The sequence below is a fragment of the Brevundimonas sp. genome (genome assembly GCF_013823285.1).
Lineage (GTDB): Bacteria > Pseudomonadota > Alphaproteobacteria > Caulobacterales > Caulobacteraceae > Brevundimonas.
The window spans coordinates 1-782 of sequence record NZ_PNLV01000197.1 but is presented as its reverse complement, the minus strand read 5'-3'; the positions used below and the strand labels follow the sequence as shown (position 1 = coordinate 782).

Below are 782 nucleotides of genomic sequence, written 5' to 3'. Positions count from 1 at the left end.
TGCGGACTATGATGCGCTCAAGGTCCGCAACGCCGCCATCGAGGCGCGTTTTCCTCATCTGGTCAGCCCTGATTCGCCGTCCCTGCGCGTGGGCGCCGCGGCCTCGACCCAGTTCGCGCCCGTTCGCCACGGTGTGCCCATGCTGTCGCTGGACAACGCCTTCGACGAGGGCGAGGTGCGCGATTTCGCCGCCCGCGTGGCCCGCTTCCTGAAGCTGCCCGCTGACGAACCCGTCGCCTTCACCGCCGAGCCCAAGATCGACGGCCTGTCCGCCAGCCTGCTCTATGTGGACGGCGAACTGGTCACCGGCGCGACCCGCGGCGACGGCAGGACCGGCGAGGACGTGACCGCCAATCTGCGCACCATCGCCGGAATCCCGCACCGGCTTTCCGGCGCCGGCTGGCCCGACCGCATCGAGATCCGGGGCGAGGTCTACGCTCCCACGGACGCCTTTGACGCCTTCAACGCCGCCGCGGAGGCCGATGGAAAACGCACCTACGCCAATCCCCGCAACTTCGCCGCCGGCTCGCTGCGTCAGAAGGATCCGACGATCACGGCGCAAAGACCCCTGCACTTCTTCGCCTATGCGTGGGGGGAGGCCTCCAACGATTTCGCCAGCGCCCAGTGGGACGCGCTGCAAAAGCTGAAATCCTGGGGCTTCCGCGTCAACGACCGTTCGAAACGGGTCGAGGGCGCCGACCAACTGATGGCCCTGTACCGGGACCTGGAGAGCGACCGCGCCACCTTGGGCTACGACATCGATGGCGTGGTCTACAAGGTCG

The 782-nt window shown here is 67.9% G+C and carries 1 pseudogene; it reads left to right on the top strand.

Annotated elements, in window-relative coordinates:
* Nucleotides 1–782, top strand: a pseudogene (locus tag C0461_RS14345) (NAD-dependent DNA ligase LigA); the annotation flags it as partial.